The sequence below is a fragment of the Sporosarcina sp. ANT_H38 genome (genome assembly GCF_008369195.1).
Taxonomy (GTDB): Bacteria; Bacillota; Bacilli; order Bacillales_A; family Planococcaceae; genus Sporosarcina.
In genome coordinates, this window is the sequence record NZ_VOBC01000001.1 from 1,967,475 (window position 1) to 1,987,909 (window position 20,435).

General features: G+C 38.6%; 17 protein-coding genes and 1 riboswitch. Of the genes, 1 reads left to right on the top strand and 16 read right to left on the bottom strand.

What is annotated here, in order from left to right; all coding sequences use genetic code 11:
- Nucleotides 1–330: 330 nt before the first annotated feature.
- The 13 genes from pepF to FQ087_RS09360 all read right to left on the bottom strand — a co-directional run bounded on the left by pepF (nucleotide 331) and on the right by FQ087_RS09360 (nucleotide 14,474).
- A complete protein-coding gene (gene pepF, locus FQ087_RS09305) occupies nucleotides 331–2,142 on the bottom strand; it encodes an oligoendopeptidase F (RefSeq protein WP_149580173.1) in 1,812 nt (603 codons plus the stop codon).
- Between the two features lie 325 nt (nucleotides 2,143–2,467).
- On the bottom strand, nucleotides 2,468–5,905 hold the full coding sequence (metH, locus tag FQ087_RS09310) for a methionine synthase (RefSeq protein ID WP_149580174.1): 3,438 nt from the start codon (nucleotides 5,903–5,905) through the stop codon (nucleotides 2,468–2,470).
- Between the two features lie 294 nt (nucleotides 5,906–6,199).
- A riboswitch (SAM riboswitch) is annotated at nucleotides 6,200–6,304 on the bottom strand.
- 262 nt (nucleotides 6,305–6,566) lie between these two features.
- Nucleotides 6,567–7,481, bottom strand: a complete 915-nt coding sequence (locus tag FQ087_RS09315; protein ID WP_149580175.1) for a hypothetical protein — start codon at nucleotides 7,479–7,481, stop codon at nucleotides 6,567–6,569.
- 239 nt (nucleotides 7,482–7,720) lie between these two features.
- The gene (locus FQ087_RS09320; protein ID WP_149580176.1) at nucleotides 7,721–8,083 is read right to left on the bottom strand and encodes a T7SS effector LXG polymorphic toxin; all 363 of its coding nucleotides are present in this window, start codon (nucleotides 8,081–8,083) and stop codon (nucleotides 7,721–7,723) included.
- A gap of 328 nt (nucleotides 8,084–8,411) precedes the next feature.
- The gene (locus FQ087_RS09325; RefSeq protein ID WP_149580827.1) at nucleotides 8,412–8,933 is read right to left on the bottom strand and encodes a SecY-interacting protein Syd; all 522 of its coding nucleotides are present in this window, start codon (nucleotides 8,931–8,933) and stop codon (nucleotides 8,412–8,414) included.
- Between the two features lie 30 nt (nucleotides 8,934–8,963).
- The gene (locus tag FQ087_RS23005; RefSeq protein ID WP_370456072.1) at nucleotides 8,964–10,388 is read right to left on the bottom strand and encodes a T7SS effector LXG polymorphic toxin; all 1,425 of its coding nucleotides are present in this window, start codon (nucleotides 10,386–10,388) and stop codon (nucleotides 8,964–8,966) included.
- Nucleotides 10,364–10,471: a pre-toxin TG domain-containing protein gene (locus tag FQ087_RS09335; RefSeq protein WP_188006689.1), complete on the bottom strand. Its 108-nt coding sequence runs from the start codon at nucleotides 10,469–10,471 to the stop codon at nucleotides 10,364–10,366. Before FQ087_RS09335 ends, FQ087_RS23005 begins: the two co-directional genes overlap by 25 nt.
- Nucleotides 10,472–10,639: 168 nt before the next feature.
- On the bottom strand, nucleotides 10,640–11,122 hold the full coding sequence (locus tag FQ087_RS09340) for a hypothetical protein (protein WP_149580179.1): 483 nt from the start codon (nucleotides 11,120–11,122) through the stop codon (nucleotides 10,640–10,642).
- Nucleotides 11,123–11,201: 79 nt separating this feature from the next.
- Nucleotides 11,202–11,369 (bottom strand): T7SS effector LXG polymorphic toxin, encoded by a 168-nt coding sequence (locus FQ087_RS22735; protein WP_223145603.1) that lies wholly within the window; start codon nucleotides 11,367–11,369, stop codon nucleotides 11,202–11,204.
- Nucleotides 11,370–11,566: 197 nt separating this feature from the next.
- Nucleotides 11,567–12,121 carry an SUKH-4 family immunity protein gene (locus FQ087_RS09345; protein ID WP_149580180.1) on the bottom strand — a complete coding sequence of 185 codons (555 nt, stop codon included), beginning with the start codon at nucleotides 12,119–12,121 and terminating at the stop codon, nucleotides 11,567–11,569.
- Nucleotides 12,122–12,178: 57 nt separating this feature from the next.
- A complete protein-coding gene (locus tag FQ087_RS09350) occupies nucleotides 12,179–13,789 on the bottom strand; it encodes a T7SS effector LXG polymorphic toxin (protein WP_149580181.1) in 1,611 nt (536 codons plus the stop codon).
- Nucleotides 13,789–14,091 (bottom strand): YwqI/YxiC family protein, encoded by a 303-nt coding sequence (locus FQ087_RS09355; RefSeq protein ID WP_149580182.1) that lies wholly within the window; start codon nucleotides 14,089–14,091, stop codon nucleotides 13,789–13,791. Before FQ087_RS09355 ends, FQ087_RS09350 begins: the two co-directional genes overlap by 1 nt.
- Before the next feature lie 137 nt (nucleotides 14,092–14,228).
- The gene (locus FQ087_RS09360; RefSeq protein WP_149580183.1) at nucleotides 14,229–14,474 is read right to left on the bottom strand and encodes a DUF5082 domain-containing protein; all 246 of its coding nucleotides are present in this window, start codon (nucleotides 14,472–14,474) and stop codon (nucleotides 14,229–14,231) included.
- Between the two features lie 899 nt (nucleotides 14,475–15,373).
- Here FQ087_RS09360 and FQ087_RS09365 point away from each other — a divergent pair.
- Complete coding sequence (locus tag FQ087_RS09365; RefSeq protein WP_149580184.1) at nucleotides 15,374–15,928, top strand: DoxX family protein; 555 nt, start codon at nucleotides 15,374–15,376, stop codon at nucleotides 15,926–15,928.
- 777 nt (nucleotides 15,929–16,705) lie between these two features.
- Here FQ087_RS09365 and FQ087_RS09370 read toward each other — a convergent pair.
- The 3 genes from FQ087_RS09370 to FQ087_RS09380 all read right to left on the bottom strand — a co-directional run bounded on the left by FQ087_RS09370 (nucleotide 16,706) and on the right by FQ087_RS09380 (nucleotide 20,275).
- On the bottom strand, nucleotides 16,706–17,464 hold the full coding sequence (locus tag FQ087_RS09370; RefSeq protein WP_188006690.1) for an SDR family oxidoreductase: 759 nt from the start codon (nucleotides 17,462–17,464) through the stop codon (nucleotides 16,706–16,708).
- 12 nt (nucleotides 17,465–17,476) lie between these two features.
- Nucleotides 17,477–18,493: a zinc-dependent alcohol dehydrogenase gene (locus FQ087_RS09375; RefSeq protein WP_149580828.1), complete on the bottom strand. Its 1,017-nt coding sequence runs from the start codon at nucleotides 18,491–18,493 to the stop codon at nucleotides 17,477–17,479.
- A gap of 429 nt (nucleotides 18,494–18,922) precedes the next feature.
- Entirely contained in the window at nucleotides 18,923–20,275 is a 1,353-nt protein-coding gene (locus FQ087_RS09380; protein WP_149580186.1) for a gluconate:H+ symporter, read from the bottom strand.
- Between the last annotated feature and the right edge of the window lie 160 nt (nucleotides 20,276–20,435).

Sequence of the window (20,435 nt, forward strand, 5' to 3'; positions counted from 1 at the left end):
ACTAAACTGCGCCGTTAGTTCAAGTGTAATCTTTCGCAATCTTTAAATTTATTTTAACATAAAATTTCAAATTCCCTTCAGAATATAAGTCTAGTATATCTAAATCGCAGCATTTTTAGCATTTGTTTAACAACACCGCATAAATTTGTGTACGTATTGATGTGTTATTTAGTTGTCAAATCGACTAAAGCACTGATATAACAACAAAAAGGAAGACACCAATTCAAATGCGAATTGTGTCCCCGATTAAGTAGTTATTTAATGTTTTCCCCCTTAAACCGAACCCGTTATATTTTTCAGACGGGCTTTATTCGACGCTTATTTCTTAGTTCAATTGTTTGTTGACAATAATGACTCGAGTTCATTTAATTTCACTTCAAATACTTTACATGCTTCAGCGATTGGTGCTGATGATTCCATATCCACACCAGCTGCTTTTAATAGTTCAATCGGGAAGTCTGAACAGCCTGCTTTTAAGAAGTTATTAATATATCGATTCACTGCAGGTTTACCTTCTTCCAAAATCTGTTTGCTTAACGCAATAGCAGCGCCTTGACCAGTTGCGTATTGGTATACATAGTAGTTGAAATAGAAGTGTGGAATACGTGCCCATTCTAAACCAATTTCTTTATCTATCGTCATCGCTTCACCAAAATACTGTTTATTCAAGTTGTAGTAAACTTCTGTCAGCTTTTCAGCTGTTAATGCTTCACCATGTTGATCAATCTGGTGTACGGTATGCTCAAACTCAGCGAGCATTGTTTGACGGAATATAGTTCCATGGAAATTATTTAACCAGTGATTTAGCAAGTAAATTTTTTGCTGTGGATTATCTACTGTTTTTAGTAAATGGTCAGATAATAATTCCTCATTACAAATAGACGCTACTTCTGCTACGAAAATTGAATAACGTGCATAAGGAAAAGGTTGAGTTTGGCGGGTATAGTAACTATGCATACTATGACCAAATTCATGTGATAGTGTAAATAAGTTCTCTAAATTATTTTTCCAATTCATTAATATATAAGGATTTGTACCATATGAACCCCCAGAATAAGCACCGCTACGCTTCCCCTTGTTTTCAAACACATCAACCCAGCGGCTATCCAATCCTTGTTGTACAGATGCTTGGTACTCTTCTCCAAGTGGTGCAAAACTTTTCACCATCATATCTTTCGCTTGTTCATATAGTATTTCCATTTTCGATTCTTTAACTAAAGGTGTAAATAAATCATACATATGGAGTTCATCTACACCTAATACTTTTTTACGCAATGCTACGTAACGATGTAGAAGTGGTAAATTTTCGTGTACTGTAGTAACTAACTGATCGTACACTTTTTCTGGAATAGAATTAGTTTTCATTGCAGCGTGACGAGCCGAACCAAATTTACGTATTTCTGCATTAGCATTTTGAGCTTTTACATGCCCTGCTAAAGTAGAAGAAAATGTATGTATGTACTTTCCGTACGTTTCATAAAACGCTTTAAATGCCCCTTCACGCACATCGCGATTTTCGCTTTCTAAAAATGACATGTACGAGGCGTGTGCTAATGGTACTCCTTCACCTTTGTCATTTTTCACGTTTGGAAATTGTAAATCCGCATTATCTAACGTGAAAAAGGTTTGGGCAGAAGCATTGGTTACTTCTGAAAGTTGTGCAAGTAATTCTTCATTCTTTGCAGATAACACATGTGGACGTTCTAGGTTTAATTCTTTAAATAGTTGTTCATATAAACGTAGTGGCTCATAAGTAGTTAAATAGCTTTGTATAGTTGCTTCATCAAGCGCTAAAATTCCTGGTGTAATAAATGACCATGCAGCACCAAACTTGGCACCCAATGAGTTTACGCGACCATCCATTGCTTGATACGTACTATTTGTTGTATCTTGGTCATGCTTTAAAAAGCTATACATGTGTAGCTTTTTAAAACGCTCAGACATTTTATCGCTAAATTGTAATGTCTCATATAAATTCTCTGCACTTTCTACCAATTTGCCTTTAAATTTTTCAGCTTCAGGTATTAGTTGCTCAAACGCTTTAAATTCCTCGTTCCAAGCTTCATCGGATGGGAAAAGACTTTGTAAATCCCAAGTCATTTCAACAGGTACTTCTTCACGTCTTAACATTTTGTTTGTCATTAAATAACCCCCTCCATTTGTTTCAATTTCATTTAACACCACTAATTAGGCTATTTATTCAGAAAAACGCCATTCTTTCATAATATCTAATTTTAACAATTATATCCAGTAATTGCAGTAGATCGTTCTTACAGCATGTCCCCAATAATAGTGAATTGTTTTTTTACCACATTTTTTATGTGATTCGTTTTTCTTTCCACATCGAATTCGTTAAAGGCATATGTAGAAACTCATGAGAGCTTCTCACGATGACACTTTAGATTACGCAAAAAAATACACCACCTCCAGATTAACGATCCGTAGATGGTGTATTTAATTTCACAGATTAATTCACAACAAAATATCTCGCATCTGGATGAGCAAATACCATTGCAGATACTGATGCTTCAGGTTCCATCATGAATCCTTCTGTTAACTGCACGCCAATATCTTCAGGTCTTACCAAGTTAAATAGCTTGGCTTGGTCTTCTAAATGTGGACAAGCTGGATAGCCGAAGGAGAAGCGTTGCCCTTGGTATTTAGCAGCGAAAGCGTCTTTCATTGTAAAGTCTGTTGCGTCTGGGAAGCCCCACTGATCTCGAATTTCTTGATGAATTCGTTCTGCAAATCCTTCCGCTAGTTCAAGGGCAGTCGCCTGGAATGCATGGCTTTCTAAAAACTTCCCTTGTTCTTTTAGTCTAGTTGCTTCAGCTCGTACGCCGTGACCTGCCGTTACTTGCATAAACGCAACATAGTCCATTTCCCCGCTGTCCACTGATTTCAAGAAATCAGCTAGACATAAGAATGGTGTGACAGATTGGCGTGGGAACGTGAAACGTTCGATTTCTGTTTTAGCATCTTCCGGATCATAAATTATTACATCATCGCCATCTGATTGCGCAGGGAAAAATTGATACAATCCCCGTGGTTTTAAGAGATCCGAGCGTAAGAATCCAGTTACGAGTTCATGGAGCCCAGTTGCACGTTCATCACCTTGTTCGATTAGCTTATCACTATATCCTCTAAGACCTAAGTGGTGGCCAATCAATGTACGCATATTTACATAAGGATGAAGGTGAGCAACAGAATAATCTCTCATCACATGTCGACGAAGATCTTTCGGTTTATACACTTTCACATCTTCTCGAACCGTTTTCACCGGCTTCTCCAGAACAGCAACCGCTTGTTTGGAAGCACGAACCGCCTCTGCTAATACACGTTTCTCTTGTTGGATGCCCAATTCGCCTAATAAAACTTCTTTATCTTCCTTATCTTGCAGACGATTTGCAAGATCGAGTCCTTGCATGGCATCTTTTGCATATAACACCGGACCATCGTATTCCGCAGAAATTTTTGTTTCTGTGAAACGACGAGATAGAGCAGCTCCACCTACAAGAATTGGTACATCTATTCCAGCTTCTTTAAAATCTTGCGCTGTAATAACCATTTGATGTGCAGATTTAACGAGTAAACCAGACAAACCAATGATATCCGGCTTTTCTTGACGAATGACTTCAATCAGCTTAGCAGGCGTTACTTTAATGCCAACATCAATTACTTTATAGCCATTATTACTTAAAATAATTTCGACTAAGTTTTTCCCAATATCGTGCACATCGCCTTTAACAGTTGCCAGTACGATTTTTCCTTTACCGGAATCATCTTCTTTTTTCTCCATGAAATCTTCTAGGTAAAGAACGGATGCTTTCATAACACCTGCACTTTGCAGTACTTCAGCAACTATGAGCTTATTCTCATTGAACAGACGCCCAACCTCAGACATCCCCGCCATCAGCGGCCCGTTGATAATATCAAGCGGTGTATCATACATCTGAAGTGCGGCTTCCAAATCAGGTAGCAACCCTTCTTTTGTTCCTTCAATAATGTAATAAGCAAGACGTTCAGGCACTGTTTTGGGAATATCATCTTCTGTTTTCTCTTTTTTCTTACCGCGATAAAAATCAGTGAAATCAGCAAGCGTTTTATCCGTTGTGGTAAATAATAGCTCGTCCGCCATTACAATTTCCTGCTCTGGAATAGACGCAAAGCGCTCCAGTTTCTCTGTATTGACAATCGCAAAATCAAGTCCTGCTTGTGTACAATGATATAAATAAACGGCATTCAACACTTCGCGTCCGACCGGTGGAAGACCAAATGACACATTACTTACACCTAAAGTTGTTAGACAGCGCGGCATTTTTTCTTTTATTAAACGAATTCCTTCAATCGTTTCTATTGCGGCACCAATGTATTGTTGATCCCCAGTGCCGACTGGGAATACAAGCGGATCGAAAATAATATCTTCAGGCGCAAGCCCCCATTTGTTCACAAGCAAATCATATGAACGTTCGGCGATTTCTAGTTTTCGTTCACGCGTAACGCCCATTCCGATTTCATCAATCGTCCCAACGACTACAGCAGCACCATACTTTTTTACCAGTGGCATTACTGCATCAAATCGTTCTTCTCCGTCTTCTAGGTTGATAGAGTTAATGATTGTTTTACCTTGTGAATATTTTAGCGCTTCTTCAATCACTTTTTCATCCGTCGAATCAATGACTAGTGGCACTTTAACTTTTTTCACAACTTCTTTCATAAATTTAGACATGTCCTCTAACTCATCGCGGTCTGGATTCGCAAGGCAAATATCAATAACATGCGCTCCACCCTTTACTTGGGCACGTGCAATTTCAGAAGCTTCTTCAAACTTCCCTTCTATAATCAATCGTTTAAATTTCCGGGATCCAATTACATTTGTGCGCTCACCTATTAATAAAGGACGCATTGATTCATCATATTGAAGCGGTTCAATCCCAGATAAGACATGACCACGACTCGATTCCGCTGGCTTACGTGGTGCCAAATCTTTCACGGCTTCTCGCACTGCCCGAATATGTGCAGGAGTCGTTCCACAACATCCACCTACCAAATTTAGCCACCCTTTTTCTGCAAAGCCCTGTAACTTTTTAGATAGTGATTCTGGCGACTCATGGTAATGCCCTTCTTCGTCTGGCAATCCTGCGTTCGGATAACAACTAACATAGCCATCAGATATCTCTGACAGCGAGCGGATATGATCTCTCATAAATTCAGGACCCGTTGCACAGTTTAAGCCTACAGATAGTGGTTTAATATGTTCAATGGAAATATAGAAAGCCTCAATGCTTTGACCCGCTAACGTAGTCCCCATCGGTTCAATTGTCCCGGAAATCATAATCGGAAGTTCTATTCCCGTTTCTTCAAACGCTTTTTTAATGCCAATTGTAGCAGCCTTGACGTTCAGCATATCTTGACTTGTTTCTAGTAAAATCAAGTCACTTCCACCTTCGACCAACGCTTTCGCTTGTATGTAAAAGTCCCGTGTTAATTCATCAAACGTAATTCCACCTGTGACAGAGAGCGTTTTCGTAGTTGGCCCAATTGCACCTGCTACAAAACGTGGCCATTCAACTGTAGAAAATTCTGCACTACATTTTTTCGCAAATTGTGCTGCACGGAAGTTAATGTCATGTGCTTGGTCTCCGAGATCATAGTCATTTAACACAACCGGCGTTCCACCAAACGTATTCGTACATATAATATCGGCTCCTGCTTCTAAATAGGCACGATGAATCCTTTCAATAACCCCTGGATTGACAATATTTAAATACTCATTACACCCATCATATTCTTCCCCGCCGAAATCTTCCGGAGAAAGATTAGCGTTTTGAATCATCGTTCCCATTGCTCCGTCAATGATAAGAATTCTTTTTTGAAGTTCCTCTTTAATAACGTGAGTAGACATAGGTGACCTCTCTCTGTGCATTAATTTATTTACTGCTATCAATCAATTTCAGTGACATATCATTTCAAAGGAAAAACGCGATTGTGAATAGGCCATTACTTAATTTTTTGGTGTACTAAAATGTCCCGCATATCTAGTTAAATACTTTCTGCAGTAGCAATTTTTCTAGAGTACGTCTAAAAAATAGTTGGTTTTTACGGATTCAATTCATCTACTAACCTTATTCTACTTATCCTCCTAAATCACAAAAAAGCCTTCTATGAAAAGAGGGCTTTACGATATCTACTTGGTTCCTTTTCATCTGTCAGGACATCGCTCGCCTGCTGGATTTAGCACCTGACCTTACGGCTGGTTGCTGAAGTGTCATTGGGCCAGTCCCTCAACTTCTCTTGATAAGAATTCACTATTCAGTTTTAGTTAATAAGTGTATCGTAACGTGATAATTCACTTCAGTCAAGACTGTTTTTTTCGAAAAAGGGAATTTTCATTATTTTAGGCTAGTTTCCTGATTCACTCATACTCACCATTATAAATATGAGTTTCGAAAATTTTCTTTCATCATTTATGTTTTTACGATTCCCACAATTTGATATCATGTAAAGTACAGGAGGTTGTGGGAGGTTTACTCCCCACTTTTTACTCGTAAGTTACTATTACTGTTTCATTCATGAGAGCCATGTTCCAATTGACCAATAATGCTAGCCCATTGTCTGGTTAGATAAGGTGAAACGTCGTCAATTCCGGATACTGCTTCAAGGAGCTCAAAGGTGTGACCGCCCCATGGACCTTGTGGATCGAATACTTGCCTGCCGATTCGCAAACCTGTTGCTTCGATATGACTGTTCAGTCGTTGAATTCCTTCATTAAGCAGATCGACGGGTAGCGGTTTGTTCCTTCGCCGGCTCCATTCTGCCAAGAAGGACATGCCCCGCAATATATCATATTCAAAAAATCGAGGAAAACAAGGCTTCAGCCATTCCATATCGATGATGTTTCCATTTTGTTTGGAACATACAAGACGATGTTCCATCAAATAACGTGCGCCTTGGTCCAAGAAAACGGCTTCCTGCGGAGTGAATTCGTGATTCGTATACCACAAAATAGCCTCAAGTGGAGGTAGCGTCGAAACAATAGAGCTCTTATTAGAGTGTATATAAGCTGTTGGTTCGCAGTTCAGCCCACCATCAGACAACTGATGCTTTAGAAACCATTCGCGAATCCAAGGCAACTCCTTATCTAAATCACAGCCATAGTCCATCAAAATCATATAGTATACAGCAAGTTCACAATGGCAGCAGTCCATTTTCATTCTATCGATTTCACTTATTGGATGATCGTCGGCATATATGATGAAGGTCGGCCAGGTTTGAGCTTCCAGCAAATACTTGGCTCTGGCAATAGCGGACTCAGGAATTTGTTTCACTTCCCCCATCTCATAAAGTGTAGCCATATGCCACCACGCCCCATTCCATTTTCTACGACTGTCTTGGCAATGACCCATGTAGAAATCCGGATTAGATTCAAGAAATTGTATAGACCCTTCTATCGCATTACGAATAGATTCATTTGTTTCCATCTACGATATCCCCCTTTTGTTTATCACACAAATCCACAGCGAAACGGTAGCTTTCCCTATGATTTCATTGGTAATAACTAGATAATTCACAGTCATATTATTTGTAAATACTATTTTTCAAAAAGAGCATTTTGAGAGTACACTATTCTAATTATATCAGCACACGTTAGCAAACTATGTAACTTCTGTGCGAATAAACTGTAAACTCTTCGATATTATCAAATGTGGCAAATTAAATATTATGTAAGCTCACCTTGAACTTGTCCTTCAAGGATCCTCTGACGGATGAAACGATTCATTTCTGGCTCCAATGCATCAAGTGCGGAATCCATTTGGATGAGGATATTTACATTATTGCTTTTGAATGTCATGAAAAACTGTAAGAACAGCAGGTGACACTCCGCATAAAATGCACGAATCGCATCTCCCCCTTGTCCTTTCAATGAATCTTCCAGCGCAACGAGTCCTTCGACTGCGGTCTCGATTGCTTTCATTTCATTTTCCAAACGATTTAGCATGGTATTATTCCGCCGCAAGCCATCGTGGAAAGGGCTGACATCTACTACTTTCATGTATTTGAAAAAGGTACCTATCAAAGACATGACCCTGTATCTTGTCTTTGATGGGCACCACGGGATTTTATAATGTTAAAGTTCTGAAATAAATCTGTAAATTCCGCATCATTTTTCTATGATTAGGTCCTGTGAGTGTATCCGGATTAATCTTTTCATGTTTGTACAATCATATTAATCGCAACAAACACGATTGATTAAACTTTCACAATTGAATTAGTGACAGGTACCTCAAATTCATATTAACCTCTACAAACACGATTGTTAATCCTTAACAACTAAATAAATGACAATCATTTGACGCTAACTATTATTACTTAATTGCTGATTTTGAATGCGAAAGTTAAGACTTTAAGTTTCACCTTTTTAATTTCAGATTTAATATCAATTCCTGAATATTTTCAGTAATAATATCGAAAGTTCCTCTCTGAAAATCTTCTAAATAAACTTTTCCGCATTTATTCTTAATTACCACTAGCAGTCCATTACCCTCAATTCCTATAGGTATGTTTTCTAATCTATCCCCATGATTCTTCTTATACCCCTTTAATATCTCTTGAAATGAACTTAATTCAATACTCGGTAAGACAGACTCTAATTTAATATAGTGATTGTTGATAAAACCGTCTAATTCTGCGAACCAATATGAATTAAAATACTCAATTATCGTCTTATGAAACTCAATTCCAAATTCCTCTTTTAATTGCTTGAAATCATGTGAAACTTTTTTTTCTACAGGTTTCCATGAAACATATTCATCTTCATCAATTTCACCTTCAAAGATTATTGAATTATTGGTTTCATCAATTACTGGAGTTTTAAATAAAAAATCTAACCCCCCATCCGCTAAGTCTCTTCTTAATCTAAAATATTGTTGCATTGCTTCTTTAGTAGACAAATATATCCTCCTTCACTTATTTAAGAATTTTTCAAGTGATATAGCATACTCATTATCATTTCCCCAAATTCCAGCAGCTTTTTCGGCATTATGGATACCGCCAGTACCTGGATGTAATTTTGAAGGTACTGCAACTGCTTGACCTCCACCACCAACATGATGGTGAATTAACGTATCATTATACAACTCTTTTATATCATATTGAGGGAAGTATTCTCTAAATTTCTTATCATTAATAGGAGAAAATCCCAGTTCTATTTTTTGTTTATTTATTTTACTAATGCTTTCAAAATTTTTATTCAATATTTCTTTCCAATAAAAATCTTTATTACGCAGCCACCCCTCGGCATTTGTACCTTTTTTCCCCTTCCCAACATAAGGCATTTCAATAATAATTTTTGAATCGGCAGAGTATTTTCTCTCTAATTTACTCAAATCCCCATTCCTATAGGTTCTTATTGGATGATCAGCATTACCTGTATCCTTTTCAACTTTCTTTGGACTTATCCCATTCACATTATACTGTTTTTCGCCATCAACGATCTGTATTTTTCCCCCAGTTTTTACTGGAAGTTTACCAGTTTCCCCGACTTTTAAAATATCACGCCCAGTATCCGCCAAGTTCAAAGGCTTAACAATCGTGAATAATGCTGCTTCCAATATCTCACTTCCACTTGCATCGGGACTCAGCATGGTACCAATATCCCCCAAGTAGAAGTCATATATTGCCATGGCATAAGGAGCGAGTCCATCTATAGTTCCAGTACCATTTCCGCCTAAAACCTTACGTTTCCCCTCAAATGTCATCAAATACTCGCCCGTATTCGGATCAATTGAATTATCATTCAATTGATCTCCTGTAGAGGGTTCTTTTTCCATTGCGGCATAGAGTGCTTTCATTCTCTCGTCTTCAGACGTATTCGCCCCTACTAGATTGCCAAGTTCATCACCAGATCCTTGTCCGGCATTTACGCCGTCCATCCCAGCCGTCCGTTGTGCTAAATCTGACTGAAGTGTATTTTTCGCCGATAATGCTGCCCATTTATCCAGCGGGAAGTCGATGGCCGTCACACCGTCTGTGAACAATCCCTCGATATCAGAAATCCATGTTTCCATCGTCTTCAGGTCATTCTCTATCGCTATTAAAGCTCTCGTCTGGTTCGCATCAAATTCATACAAATCGGCAATCGTTTGATCCCGTTTCCTCCGCGCATCTCGAACTCCTTCCTGCACATCACTATCATTCAGATGTGGAAGAGCAACGATATCGGCGACCTGATTCAAAATGTCGTTGGCTTCGTCGGTGAGACTGCTTGTCTGTTGGGCAATTACCGTAAGTCCTTCTTCAACTTCTCCTTCAAGAAACGTTTGACGGATGAACCCGTTCGCATTCGATTCAAGTCTTTTTATAATTACGCGTGTCCGTGCGCTCCAAATCTTCCTGTCACAACCTCAACTATTGCTTTTACGTTTCCAACAACCGGAATAAAGTCTGCTACGGCAGAGAGTGTTTCTTTCAAGTCAGCTTTCGCCAGTGACTTGGCAGTTAGCCGTTTTCTTGATCATTATGGCTTTCTTCATGACTGCCATTCTATTACTATTACATCGTGTCAATACGTAAAACAAAAATACCTTGAGAGGACTTTAGCCTATCAAGGTATTTCTTCATATCTAATTGTGTAGTTCTATTATTGTTCATTATACAAATTGATTAACTCACCTTTAAGATCATCATACATTAAAAATGCTTCTTTTAATATCTCTGCTAATTCTCTATAACTTTGATAAACTGGTTTTTTTATTCTTTCTCTTGGATCTATTAATAATCTTGAGTAAACACTCCAAGGACTCCCTAGCCTTACCTCATTATTATGATAAACAACCCAAATAAAATCTGTCATTCCATATTCTAAAATTATATTAAACCATATCATATAATTCGGTGAATTATCTACAACCCCTACTTTGAAAAATTTCTCTTTGCTATCAAATGCTACATCATATCCTAAATCTTTAAATATTTCATTAACCATTTCTATATCGTAATCCTCTAGTCTATCATTTATATCATTGGGATTACCTCTAAATTGTTCAGATAACACTTTATACCTATCAACAAATTCAATTTTTTCTAATACCGTCTTGATTTCAGGTTTCATCTCAAAACTCATTTTCTACTCCTCCATAAATCTTAATTCTATTCCATATTCTTTTGCTATTTGTTTGTATCTTTCAATATCAGTAATATTTTTATTTGTCGCTGGTATTTCCAGTCGGGAAGTCGATTGCCGTCACACCGTCAGTGAACAATCCTTCGATATCAGAAATCCATGTTTCCATCCTCTTCAAGTCATTCTCTATTGTTATTAAAGCCCTCGTCTGGTTCGCATCAAATTCATAAAAATCGGCAATCGTAATATCTCTTTAAAGAAATGGTGGCAGTCGGATTCCCCTTCCAAAAATAAAAAGAAACACCCTACCGAGAATGAACTCCATAGGGTATTTCTATCCTTCTTCAACTAAACTCATATCTCATATCTCATTTCTCGCAATGCACTAATTATTTGTTTTTCTATAACCTGGCACCTGACACTAATTTCACCCAATATATTTTTCTATTCACTAAAACTGACAAGTTCTTCTTCCCAGAACCCACCTTGAGTTAAAGAAACAGCGTCAATTTGATGAAGGCTCTTGGAAATCCAATCTAACAATTCTTTAGTTGCATTTTTTTCAATATAGGCTCTTCTCCCATTAACGTTTTTTACTTTTTTTACAAATTCAACATAGACAAGTAAGGACTCTGCAAACTTTGCTATGGTTGAATTTATCAATACACTATTATTTTCATTATCATAATCAATATATACGACCTCAGAGTTAAATTCATTAATACACACTGGATTTCCGCTACCAGTATACCCCAAATATATAAACTTATCATACATGTTTCCTAAACTATTAATTTTTTCAGTTAGTCTAATCCCTCCACTATTGGTTGAAGATTCGAACGTTAGAAAAGGTGGAGCAGACTCAGGTAGCCCTGCTTTAATTAAAAAAGTTTTTGTTTCATTAAGTAAGGAAAATGAATTAATAGTAGATTCATCATAATTAACCAAACCATAGGTTTCACTATTCCATTTATCCAAAAACTCCTGTGGTGAAATCATAATTTATACCTCCCCTATTTACTAATAATTTACTTCCGTTGATTGTTTGTAATGATGTTACGGTTTCTTTTCAGACGTAAACACTTCTCCAATTTCAGTCAAAAGGTCGTTCCCCCTAATGTTGTGTTCTTTCTCAAAATTGTGTATCCCTCCAAAGCCTTTATGCAATGATTGTGGAACCGCAGTTGCTTGACCTCCACCACCGATATGGTGATGTATTAGTTTATCCCCCTTAAAATCTTTATACTGAGGACAATATTTAATAAACTCGTCATCTACCACAGGTACTAATCCACTCTCAATTCTTTCAACATTTGCTTCGCTGAAAAATTTAGGATGACTATCTAGTAATTCATTAAAATGTTTCGAAGCACTTCTTTCCCATCCTGCTGCGTTAGTTCCGCTTGTTTTCTTTCCCTTATAGTTCATTTCGGAAACGAGCCTAGGGTCAGCCCTGTATTCTATTGGTATTTTTTCAATGTCAATATCACGGTAAGCTCTAATATCACTATAATTAACTTTCACTGGATTATCTACAGCATTATCTGTACCCTTAGACTTATTTTCAACTGCAGAAGTCTTCTTAACGGAAAGATTCCCTTTATATTTGGATAGCTTAACTCCAGGGATGATAGCCAGCGCCATTTTTTTGAAGCCTTTTTGGACGATTGCCCTCGGATGGATATAATCCACAAATGCTAGCTTCGTACCTTCAAAATAGTTGTCGAGCTCACGGACACCACCGTCATCGAATTCTTCTTCCACTTCTTTAACCACTTCGTATTGAATCGGCTTTCTTGTCCCAAGTTGGTATTCCTTAATAATCAGGCCATTTTCATAGATGTGGAATTTTAACAGGTTGTAGCTTCCATAAGCTCCACGCTCGATTGTCTCGGTTCTTTTACTTTCAAGTGTCTGGAAGGCTCCTGCTTTGATTTCCGTGCCGATCAGATTATCCTGATCACTGTTCCCTAGGCCCCCCGCAACCGCAGAGGTCTGTTGAACGATGGCTGTTTGCAATCCGCTGTTCAGTGTAATTGCCGCCCACTGTTTAGACTCAAAATGGACGCCGGTGAGCCCTTCATTGAAGAGACTTTCGATATCTGCAAGCCATGTCTCCATGATGGAAAGATCATTCTCTATCGCTATTAAAGCTCTCGTCTGGTTCGCATCAAATTCATACAAATCGGCAATCGTTTGATCCCGTTTCCTCCGCGCATCTCGAACTCCTTCCTGCACATCACTATCATTCAGATGTGGAAGAGCAACGATATCGGCGACTTGATTCATAATTTCGTTGGCTTCGTCGGTGAGACTGCTTGTCAGTTGGGAAATTTCCGTAAGTCCTTCTTCAACTTCTCCTTCAAGAAACGTTTGACGGATGAACCCGTTCATATCCGGCTCCAATGCATCAAGTGCTGAATCCATTTGGGTGAGGACATTTACGTAATGGCTTTTGAATGTCATGAAAAACTGTAAGAAAGGCAGGTGGCACTCCGCATAAAATGCACGGATTGCATCACCACCTTGCCCTTTAAGGGAGTCTTCCAGCGCAACGAGTCCTTCGACTGCGGTCTTGATTGCTTTCATTTCATTTACCAAACGATTTAGCATGGTATTATTCCTCCGCAAGCCATCGTGGAAAGGGCTGACATCTACTACTTTCATTATAACATCGCCTGCTTCAGTCCGGATAATGTACTATGCACAACATTCGCTATTTTTTCGTCTGATTCACGCATGAATTCAACAGAGCTAGTCGTTGTTTTACTATTCTCCATTAACACAGTTTGATAGTTCATCAAAAGCTGTTCCAGTTGAATCGACAACTTCGTCTGTTTAGTCACGACATCCATCGTATTTCCTGTTATCGGTGGTTCAGCTCTTGGAATGAGTGACTCCGTTTTGCTGTTCATTTCCCTTAATTGGTTTTCAACTTCTCCATAGTCTATTTTCACTTCGGTCGACATGATAGTTATCTCCCCCGTTGTTAGTTGGAAGTCTTTACTTTTTCCCTTGCCGCTTCCTCGGCCAATAGACGCTCGATTGTCTGTTGAATAGAGGCGATTTCTGCTTGAAGTGAAGCAATCTTTGCTGCAATTGCACTCTATACGTTTTGAAACTGGGAACCTACAATCTCCAAATAAGCTGTGTGAATTCCCTCTTCACGAATAGCTTGAAAATCAGTAGCATGTCTACCATGCCAAGTCGTGGGCGAAAGTTCTGGTTCCAAACATTTGTGTTCATTCATAGTGAATTGCTGCTGTTTTTCGCCTAGTGAGGATTGACACGCATTCAGACGTGCAACCTCCCCTTCCTTCTTACTCAATAGTGCATAGTAATAGACAAGCAATCCTCATTCCCCCCAATGACTTACCGGTTACTTGCGCCAGAGACGCTGATTAATTCCAATATAAGGTTGTAAAAAATCGTCTATTAATCTTGCGTTGATCTATGATCAATCTAATAATAACTATCCATAATTAACTCGCGCCAATTCACCATTATATTGTTAATAAAGAATTATATGGTATTTGCCCATTGATACTATAAATAGCATTCAAATCTCCCCTTTGTCAAAGACATCTAATATGACATAAAGTCTCCGCAAGACTATTATCCCTGTAAATATTGTCCTTCCGGTTTATTTGGTGCAGTATTACACCTACTTATACCGCCTAAGTCTATAAAATCACGACTTATATAGTAGGCACTTCTGGATGTCTATTCTAATTCCGTGACTTAAGATTCATTTTCATGAGTATTCAGAAAAACACGAGCTACATACGGTAATTAATAGGGACTGGACGTTGTATCATGCCTAAGCAAAAATGCAAAAAAAAAAGCGTCGATATGCTGAATCTTCCATAGGGAACCCTTGAGTGAAATGACAAGAAAATCTCAGGGAAGCATGTTGAACCACTGGTAACTTTAGAACGAGTAACTGAGTACGTTACTATTTCTCCCTTGGGTCAAACTACTTTTCTGGGCGAAAATTGTTTAAATGCACTCATTTTTAATATAGATAGTCAGGATGTTTTTTGTGTCATTTGATTCAAAGCACCTTTAATGCTGAATGTTAAACAAACATGAAAGTTCGAACAATCAAGTTTTTTCTTCCGCAGGAATCGGCACCATAATTGGAAAAAACTTGTAACGAGTGTTATAATGAAAATAGTACTTAGGATACTTTTATTCTATCTTTTAGGCATAGTAATAATGAATATCAACATAAAATTATGAGGTGATGACATGGTTGTATTGAAACAATCTAAGTTTGGAAAGAATGTTATTATCGAAGAAAATCCGCTATCAAGATGGTTATTTTCTAACACGACATCCTCATGGATATGGTTGGTGCTAAGATTATACCTTGGTTATTCTTGGCTGATGGCGGGCATTGGAAAAGTTACTTCAGACGTATGGACAGGTGCTAATGCTGGTGTTGCGCTTGAAGGGTTTATGGGTGGTGTCCTTGCTAAAGCTGAATCGGGGGACGTCGCAGGGTGGTATGCTTGGTTTCTAGAGAGCCTCGTAATTCCAAACGCAGTCCCATTTTCTTATATGGTCGCTTGGGGTGAAGTGTTAATTGGACTTGGCCTAATCGTTGGACTCTTAACAGGAATTGCAGCTTTCTTTGGTGCACTTATGAATATGTCTTTCTTATTGGCAGGTACTGTGAGTACGAATCCGGTTATGTTTATAATTGCAGTATTCTTAATTATGGCCTGGAAAGTTGCTGGTTGGTATGGTCTAGATCGTTGGGTGTTGCCTCGCTTAGGTACACCTTGGTCGCCAAAGAAATGAAACGTATAAATTAGCTGATATCCCGAGTTCTTTTACTTGGGATTTTTTTATCCGACATACTTGTTTCCTTATACCTCTAACTTAAAGGTAACTGGATAGGTTACCTTCCATAGTTTATGACCTTTGATAAAAACCTATTGGGATATCAACAAAGCATTATATAGCCCTCTTACCCTTCTTACTTTATGCAATTGTAGTGTTTTGTTCGAATCCCTCTCACCTCGATAATCACCAAGTACTAAAACTTTTTGTTTAAAGTGGTTTATCTTAATTCCATACGGGTATAGATAGATTACAAGGCGGAACTACCGATGATGAACCTAGTAGACGAGTAACCTACAGGTGATTCTGACGATGAACTGCACAGCCTTGGCGGAAAATTTGCTTTGCTGACGATAGTTTACTTTTTAAGAATCAGGTTCGAATCTTAATGTGTTAACCAAGCAGTAAGCGTTACGTTTTTTGTGAAAGTGCAACTTGAAGACTGACTTCTAAAAGGCAGGTCGCGTACCAAACACCTTTCTACAGTATGGTTGCAATGGCTAATTGAGTCAGCCCTATCAAACTTCATCGACGAGAGTTACATTACTATTCGTCAGAAAGAACAGTTTGTGTAATTTAAAAAACTATCAAATTTTCCGAGTGCACCCCTTTTTATAAGGGCTTAGAAACAGCATGGTCCTTTTAGGATTATGCTGTTTCTTTGTATATACAAAAAAGACCTGAGGATATATCACTCTCCACAGGCCCTCGTATTTTCCAACAACATTTATTCGTCTATCTTCCCAACCAACCACCATCTACAGCTAACAGATGGCCATTGACATAATTAGAAGCATCGGATGCTAAGTAAACGACTGCTCCATTAAAATCATCAGGACTTCCCCAACGACCAGAAGGGATTCGCTCCAATATTTGCCTGTTTCGTGTTTCATCTTGGATGAGTGCTTCGTTCATATCCGTAGCAATATAACCTGGTACGATTGCATTTACATTTACATGATGTTGTGCCCATTCATTAGAAAGGGCCTTCGTTAGTTGAGCAACGCCGCCTTTTGCCGCAGCGTACGCCGGAACAGTTAAGCCACCTTGGAATGAAAGCAAGGATGCAAGATTAATAATTTTCCCGCTCTTATTTGGCACCATATATTTTCCTGCTTGTTGGCATAAAAGCCAAACCGACTTCAAGTTCACATTGATCACATCGTCCCAATCCATCTCTGAAAAATCAACCGCCGGCGAACGACGCTGAATGCCAGCGTTGTTTACAAGGATGTCGATTTTCCCGAAATGCATTACAACTGACGGGATTGCATCTTTCACTTGGTTTACATCTTCTAAATTACAAGGAATGATAACGCACTTTCTTCCCATGCCTTCAATGGCTTGTTTTACATCTACCTGATCAAGATTTCTTTGAAGAAGTGCAATGTCCGCACCTGCTTCAGCTAAGGCCAGGGCCATGGAACGGCCGATTCCTCTTGTTGCGCCAGTAATAGCAGCTACTTTTCCCTCCAAGGAAAATGATTTCAACATGATTCTCGCCCCTTACATCGATGGTTTAATCAATATTTTTAGTGATTCATCCGGATTTCCCATTAATGAAAATCCTTGTTCCAATTCTTCAATTGGTAGCTCATGGGAAATAATTGGTGCAACGTCAATTTTCCCTTGCGCCATCAGGCTGATTGCAGTGCTAAAGTCATCACGGCTATAACAGCGTGTTGTTGTTAATGAAATTTCATTGTAATGCATTTTGGCGAAATCAATTGTGGGTGGCTGTTTAAAAACACTGACAACGACAATCTGGCCCCGCGTTTTAACGATTTCCACCATTTGATTGGCAGTGATTTGTGAGCCTGCAACTTCAAAGACAACATCTACTCCATGACCATTTGTTCTCGATAAAATCTCTTCCGTAACATTCACTTTCCTAGCATCTAATGAGATAAATCCAAGCTCCTCTGCTTTTGCTAGGCGATAAGGGCTGATGTCCGAGATGAAAATATTATTTGCTCCATTGAGTTTGGCCACCATTCCGATCAATAATCCGATTGGACCTGCACCTAGAATCGCTACATTTTCTCCTACCAGTAAATCGGATTTTCTAACCGAATGAACAGCTACAGCTACAGGTTCAGTGAATGCTGCAATTGATGCTGGAAGTTCGTCAGGTATTTTATGTAAGCGATTGATCGGAACGGCTACGTATTCGGCGAATCCGCCATCCATATCAATCCCGATGAGACGTAATGTTTTACAAACATTCGCATGACCTGATTGACACGCCGGACATTGTCCACAGCTAATGGTCGGTTCAACTACAACTCGGTCTCCGATAGTAAAGGACGAACCATCCGCAATCTCTTCAATTACTCCGCTAAATTCATGTCCCATAGTTAAAGGTGCTTTTGCTCTTGGATGCTTGCCGAAATAGATCATCATATCTGTTCCACAGATCCCAGCAAATGATACTTTAACTAATGCTTCCCCATCCTTAACGGAAGGTTTTTCTATCTGAGATAAACCTAACTTTTTTTCTGATAAATATTGCCCTGCTTTCATAAGTGACAATCGAGTTTCCCCCTTTTAATATCACACGATGAATCAGTTCTTTGTATACTTATGAACGGCATCATGTCATTCATCAGTAGCTTGCTTGATAAACCTAAAACAGTAGTACCCCTCCGCTAATCATTTAAGATTGGTTCTTTCATAGAACTTCTTTTAAACAAATCAATTTCACAATTACTTATTTCTTGTGTAAAGACGAACAATATAATTCATCTTCCAATTCATTGTCCATCAATCTTTCGGACTACTCTCGTTGATTGTAGCGGAAGATGGCGACTCCTGCGGGAACAGCACGAGCTGAAGACCCCGCAGGAGTGAAACGACGAGGAGGCTGAAGCCGTGCCCGCGGAAAGCGTCCATCTGAAGCGGAAATCAACATTGTTCGTTTTTCCTGTTTTATAACCCTATTATGAAATTGATTTAAACAAATAAGCTTAGAAGTAAAACGAAACCGAGACCACTCACTGAAATAATAGTTTCTAGCACAGTCCAAGTTGCGAATGTTTCTTTCATCGTTAAGCCAAAGGACTCTTTAACAATCCAGAAACCAGTATCGTTAACGTGTGAAGCAATGATACTACCTGCACCTGTTGCTAATACCATTAATTCTAAATTGACATCAGTACCTGCCATCATTGGAATGACTAGTCCAGCCGTTGTTAATGCCGCAACTGTTGCTGATCCTTGTGCAACTCGAATTACAGCTGCAATAAGCCAAGCTAATACTAAAGGTGATATTGAACTATCTTCGAAAAGGACAGCAACATAATCGCCTACTCCTCCGTTGATTAAAACTTGCTTAAGCGCACCACCGGCACCAAGAATCAGTAACATCATACCGATAGCTCTTACCGCATTTTCTGCAGATTCCATAAGTTGTTTCATTGGGATTTTCCGTGCAATCCCCATTGTATACATCGCTAGTAATACAGACAGCAACATAACTGTTGTTGGGGATCCCATCATTGTAACTACATCAAAAAATACGTTCTCTGATCCATTTCCATCCTGGACTAATTTAACTATTGTTGAAAAAGCCATTAAAATAACCGGGAAAAGCGCTGTAAATGCACTGACACCAAATCCTGGTGTATCCTCTAATTTAAATTGTTTGGTTTCTCCTATTGAAGCAATACTACCGCTTGTACTATCTTTATCAAAAGCTTTTGGTACAAACTTTTTCGCGAATTTCGTAAATATTGGACCTGCAATAATCACGATTGGAATTGCAATTATAAAACCATAAAGCAATACCAATCCGACGTTTGCTCCGAATTCATTGGCTATAACAGTAGGACCTGGATGTGGTGGTAAAAATGCATGCGTAGCTGATAACGCTGCTGACATCGGAAGACCTAAGTATAAAAATGGTACTTTTATTTGTTTTGAAATTTGATAGACGATAGGTATTAGTAATACAAGACCCACTTCAAAGAACAATGCAATCCCAAGAATAAATGAGGCAACAACAACAGCCCATTGGATATATTTCAATCCGAATTTTGAAATTAGAGTCATTGCAATACGTTGGGCACCGCCTGAATCGGCGATTAGTTTCCCAAGGATTGCCCCTAGCCCGAAGACTAATGCGATACTACCTAAAGTTCCCCCCATACCACTTTCTATTGATTTAACAATCTCATTTATTGGCATGCCTAAAGCTAAAGCTATTAAGAATGAAACAACCACTAATGAAATAAATGTATTTACATTAAATTTCATGATTAATATGAGTAAAACGATAATCCCCAAAGCAACAATTACTAATGGCATAACTTTCTCCCCCTGTTAGCTACAGTGTTGTTATAGTTTCAAACAATGTTCGTTACTATTCTATAGTTCTTTTTTTATATGCTGCAATTTGTGCTTTCAATTCATAAATTAATGAACTAAACCGATTTATCAAATTAACAAAGGTAACCCTACTTGCAAA